The 4,582-nt window shown below is 48.5% G+C and carries 4 protein-coding genes and 1 pseudogene; all 5 read right to left on the bottom strand.

Features of this window, described 5'->3' with window-relative positions:
- Positions 1-354, bottom strand: a 354-nt coding sequence (locus H3T93_RS09220; RefSeq protein ID WP_232348802.1) for an ATP-binding cassette domain-containing protein, incomplete at its 3' end; no start/stop codon positions are given.
- Between the two features lie 174 nt (positions 355-528).
- Positions 529-1,259, bottom strand: a pseudogene (locus tag H3T93_RS09015) (ABC transporter transmembrane domain-containing protein); the annotation flags it as partial.
- Between the two features lie 101 nt (positions 1,260-1,360).
- Positions 1,361-2,806, bottom strand: coding sequence for an FtsX-like permease family protein (locus H3T93_RS09010; RefSeq protein ID WP_045924218.1), 1,446 nt, complete (start codon positions 2,804-2,806; stop codon positions 1,361-1,363).
- A 47-nt stretch (positions 2,807-2,853) separates the two neighbouring features.
- Positions 2,854-3,552, bottom strand: a complete 699-nt coding sequence (locus H3T93_RS09005; RefSeq protein WP_045924347.1) for an ABC transporter ATP-binding protein — start codon at positions 3,550-3,552, stop codon at positions 2,854-2,856.
- Between the two features lie 11 nt (positions 3,553-3,563).
- Positions 3,564-4,082: a class III lanthionine synthetase LanKC N-terminal domain-containing protein gene (locus H3T93_RS09000; protein ID WP_141650093.1), complete on the bottom strand. Its 519-nt coding sequence runs from the start codon at positions 4,080-4,082 to the stop codon at positions 3,564-3,566.
- Positions 4,083-4,582 lie beyond the last annotated feature (500 nt).

Genomic DNA, 4,582 nt, shown 5'->3' with positions numbered 1-4,582 from the left:
ACCCCAACACCACACTCTGACCAACACACAACCAAACCCACACACAGAACCTAAAACAACGCGTTTAGTTCCTATAGGCCCATTTAAATCAGTTGAGTCAACATTGTTGTATAGGATATGCCCCGAATCCGGCCTATAAAAAGCCTCCAATAGGGAAAGCAGCGTAGTTTTACCTGAACCCGACGAGCCCACGATGACGGTTCTTTGGTGTGGGACTGCGCTAAAACTAATGTTCTGCAGAGTGGTATTTCGTTCATCATCTTTGTCCGCTGTATTGTAAGAAAAGCATACATCTTTGAACTCCAGCGTAATGTTGGCTGTATCAAACGAGGAATGCCCATCTGGGGAAAGCATATTGCTCGAACTTACGGTTTCGCTTTTATCGCGCAAAGATTCAATGTCTTCTATTCTCCTGAGTGGTCCTAAAGCTTTGAAAGCCGTGGTTATAGATGAGGAAAAGGAGCTTAGCGAAGAAACAACCATAGTCAAATACATTGAAAAGGAGATGAAATTAGAAATATCAAGATCCCCTTTCGCTATTTCCGCGCCGCCAAAGGAAAAAACGATTAGTAAGGTCAGCTGTATGGCGCAGTTCACAATGGACCGAATGATTGTTTCCTTGTTGGCCACTTTTACTGTTGCCCGATACACTTCTTCTGCGGTACCGACTACTCTTTTCGTTTCAGGCACTGTTGCCATAAAGGCCTTAATTGTGCGAATTCCAGCTAATGATCGCAGTATGGCATTAGACAGTCTTGCTGTCTTAGCTTGTACCAGTTCGGTTAGGCCTGCAGACGAGAAGAAGCAGCAATCATCAACAGAATGGATGTGCACGAAGTTATAAGTGCCACGGCAAAGAGTCTGGTATCAATGAACAGCATAGCGACAGCTGATCCGCAAGCTGTTAACAGATTCGCGGCCACTTTAAAGAAGTCTGATGACAGGGCTGAGCGTAACTCATTAGTATCTGAGATGACAGTTGAGACATAGTCACCCGACTCCCTCTTATCATACTCTTGTACCGGCAGGCCGAGGATACAGGTAATGAGATTGCTACGTTTATCGAAAACTATTTTCGCCGCAAGGCGGTTTGCCATATTGGATCCCAAACCATCCAGGACGATGCCTGCTACAAACAAAAGCGCCAAGACTGCAATTGGTCTCACCAACTTCTGACTCTGTTCTATGGCGTGTAGAAGATAATTGACACACAGAGGTTGTAGTAACGCCAGACCTGAAGACACTATACCCACAGACATCACAACAACAGTGATAGCTGTGTGCGGTTTCAATAGTCTGAATACATTAAAAATTGTGGTTTTTTGACGTTGCTGAGTTTGCATAGTTGACATGATTTCCGCTATTCGCCTATGGCTGTTTGGACGGTTTCAATTGCCGATCGCTTCAAACTAGAACGTGCAGAGAAAAATGTGGAAAGTGTTCCCGCGGCGATAATGGGCACAGCAAGGATAATGAAGAACTTCCAGGGGAAGACCACTACAAAGAGATTCTTGGAAAGAGGGAGGAATGTCACAGCGGTGAAAACTCCGACGAGCAAGGTGGCCCCCGCAGAGATAAGGATACCGGTGGTCACGAGGATGAAACCATCCAAGGCCGATATGGCAAGTAGCTGTCCGGGCACAGCGCCCGCGATGGAGATAAGGGCCAGATCAAGGTTGCGTTCCTTGGCAGAGATGGCGAAACTGGCGACCGCACCGATTACAGCAATGAGCAAGGCCGACCACAGGCTGGACATAAGCTCTATCGGTGTGGCTGATCCCATGTCTTTCAACTGGGGAAAGCCACTTATGGCAGCAGTACTGGTTTGACCTGTGATTAACAATCCACCGAGCAGGAACAGGCAAGCAGTCAGTGAGATGATGGTGGAGCCGAATGCCTTCCCGCGACTTCTCACAATGGCTTGTGCCCGTGCGATCTTCCAGACATCGGATTGCACAGGAACCAGATTCGTCCATGTTTTGGTGGCCCATTGGATGATGGGTCCTCCAGAATAGGCCAGAGCGACCAGAAACAGCAGTATCGCGATGATCGGGCCTAATGACATGGGTTGCATGATGATGCCCAATTGGGTCTTACTCAGAGTTTTGGGGTCGTTCAACACCAGGATGACGGCAGCGACAGCCGGTGCCAGCAGGGCGATGAAACCACCGATAATAAGGAATCTCCTCAGACCGCGCCCAGCTCTCGTGACGTGGACTTCCTCAGTTCCTGAACCTCTCAGCAGCTCAACCGGAAGCACTTTCCTCAAAGCACGCAGAGTAAAGAGAGCACCCAACAAAGCCACAATGAAACCGACTGCAAGCCCCCTCAAAGCAAAGTCTAAGAAACCCTGCCAAGTAAAAGTGATAAGCGGCGGTAACAGCACGGCCTCCAACTGGAACTTTAGAATCCGTGGGGCAAGAATTGGCGCCAGCGCCATACCAACGATGGAGGAGATCAGAGTCAGCACGAACACCTGCACCATGGTGAGGGTCAGCACCTGCCTAGGTGTGGCACCAAGCAGGGACAACAATGCAAGTCCCTTCCGCCGCTGCCTTATGGAAGCCTGAATCGTCACCATAATGACCAGGCAACCCAGGACCATTGCTATCTGGTAGACCGAGTCCACGTTAGTGCTGAGATGGTGAGATACCACACCCACTTCCCCCGGGGAATCATGTTTGAGATCATTGATTCCCTTGCATACACTCATGGCGCACAGAATCGTCTGCGTGACCACAAGCACAAGAAACACACCGGCCCAGATTCCTCTATTGGCTTTCAGATCATTCAACGCCCACTTCATGACTTACACCTTTCACGCCGCATCGCCATACAGAATCAGGGCAATAACTACGCTTGCTCTTCCACATTCCCTGATGCGACAAATCCGCCATCACTCATGGTGTATACGACGTCGCATTGCCGGGCCAGGCGGAGATCGTGTGTGACCACGACCACGCATTTACCGGGTCGATGGGAGAAGTCCCGCAACTGCGAGAAAACCAACTGTCCGGACTTCTGGTCAAGAGCACCTGTCGGCTCATCGGCGAACACAACATCGGGATCCGCGACCAAGGTGCGAATCAAGGATACCCGCTGCTGCTCACCACCTGAGAGCGAACTAGCTGCGTCATTGTCGTGCCCGCTCAAGTGGAACTTATCCATGAGGGCATCGATGCTTCCTTGATCGACCTTGCGATGGCTGAGAGTCAAGGGGAGCAGGATATTGTCACGAACGGTCATGGACGGGACAAGATTGTAGGACTGAAACACAAACCCGATATGCGATCTGCGAAACAAAGCCAAGTTACGCTGGTTCTTCTTAGTTAGTTCCTCACCCAGCACCCACACATTTCCTTGAGATGGCTGTTCAAGACCAGAAAGGCAATATAGCAAGGTGCTCTTACCACATCCAGAGGGCCCTGTAATTGCGGTCATGGCACCACCAGCAGCAACAAAAGAAAGATCATTGAACACCACAGTGGGAGTCCCGTCACCCGAGACGAAATTCTTACTTAGCTGTTCAGCTACTACCACACCATCACGCATAATATTAACCTTCATGGTACTGAGATCAGAGTATCGCCAGACCTCATGCGATTATAAAGCCCCACGACAACGAGTACTGAATCGGACATTTCTATTGAAACAAACGCCCCATATCTGAAAAAGATAGGTCCGTTATTGTACCTTAAATCACTGAGGATATAAGGTCCTGGTTCACCGCCTATTGCTTCCTCTAGTTTGAGGGTTAATCTTTCAAGATGCTCATCAGAAAAGGGATATATGGTTATGAATTTTCCACTAGAGCTGCGTCCTGCATATTTGGTATTGGAGGATCGGTACTGTTGTTTATCCCTGAGATATTTGAACATAACATGCTCTGAAATACAGATTTTAGAAACTTTTTCTAAAACTGATTGTGCATTGTCAAGGGAAGCCGTCACATGAATTTTCCATCCGTGGGTCCTCATTATGCAAGCAGTCGGCTGCATATATGTCCATACTACGGATTTATTTGAAGCCCATCCTATCGGACAGTCAGGTTCAGGATCCCATGACTCTTCGGCATGTGCCATGAGACTACGGCTATCGACAAAGAAAGGAGATCCTGGGTGCGTCGCCCGCATGTATACAGCTTCCCCAATCATTGCGTCTCCCATCGTTGCGGACTATGCTTTGTAGGAATATTATCAGAACCCGGTTCAGTGTCAACTTCTGTTTTAACTCGCTTCTTGAATATTAATAACTTGCTCATTGCCTTTGATAGCTAAGTACCCATACGTCGCCTTTTAAGATGGCAACTTTCCTTTGAGTAGAGATGGACCTTCAATTGCTGCATCCAATGATGTCAAGACACCAAGCCGTTTGCATAGCAAACTTTTCCCAGCGTCTATACTTACCTGATCCTCCCCCGTGGCTTCCATTCTGAATGATATTAACGACTGCGTCTGCACCGATTTCCTGGAGCAGTGACACCCACTTCAGAGATTCTGGGCTATAGGAACTAAACGCGTTGTTTATGTTGGGGGTTTGGCCTTGTGGCTGTAAGCGTGTTGGGTGGTTGTTAATAGGTCGG

Source organism: Bifidobacterium sp. M0404, from assembly GCF_016101415.1.
In the GTDB taxonomy this organism is placed as follows: domain Bacteria; phylum Actinomycetota; class Actinomycetes; order Actinomycetales; family Bifidobacteriaceae; genus Bombiscardovia; species Bombiscardovia polysaccharolytica.
The sequence above is the reverse complement of the archived record's forward strand: the minus strand, read 5'-3'. Positions and strand labels throughout refer to the sequence as shown.